This is a genomic window from Mesorhizobium sp. M8A.F.Ca.ET.207.01.1.1, from assembly GCF_004794715.1.
Lineage (GTDB): Bacteria > Pseudomonadota > Alphaproteobacteria > Rhizobiales > Rhizobiaceae > Mesorhizobium.
In genome coordinates this window covers 1-481 of the sequence record NZ_SRUS01000071.1, presented here as the reverse complement: position 1 = coordinate 481, position 481 = coordinate 1, and the positions used below count along the sequence as shown (strand labels likewise).

Here is a 481-nt window from a genome sequence, read left to right as displayed (position 1 = left end):
GCCTCGCGGCGCAGCATGGCCATGTGGCCAGCGAAGGCTGGCGGGTACGCCGGGACGGTTCGTCGTTCCGCGCCAGCGTGGTCATCGAGCCGGTCATGGAAGCCGGCGAACTCCTTGGCTTCGTCAAGATCACCCGCGACATCACCGAACAGTGGCAGGCGCAGCGACTGCTGCGCGATGCCCAGCGGGCGCTGCGCAACACCCAGCAGTTCGAGACCGTCGGCCGCCTCAGCCGCGGCCTGTCGCACGAGTTCAACAACCTGCTGACCACCATCGGCAATGCGCTGGACCTGCTTTCCCTTCGCGTGAGCGGCGATGATGCGCGCACGGCCGAGCTGCTGGATGCCGCGCAGGCCGCCACCGACCGCGGCGCGCTGCTCACCCGGCAGCTCCTGGCATTCAGCACCGGCCAGACCCTGATCCGCGAACCGGTGGACATCAACACTCTGCTGCAGCGCTGGCTGCCGGACCTGCAACGAAC

Annotated in this window: 1 protein-coding gene; it reads left to right on the top strand. The window is 68.6% G+C overall.

Features of this window, described 5'->3' with window-relative positions; translation table 11 throughout:
- Window positions 1-481, top strand: a 481-nt coding sequence (locus EN850_RS33500) for a histidine kinase dimerization/phospho-acceptor domain-containing protein (RefSeq protein WP_136092930.1), incomplete at both ends; no start/stop codon positions are given.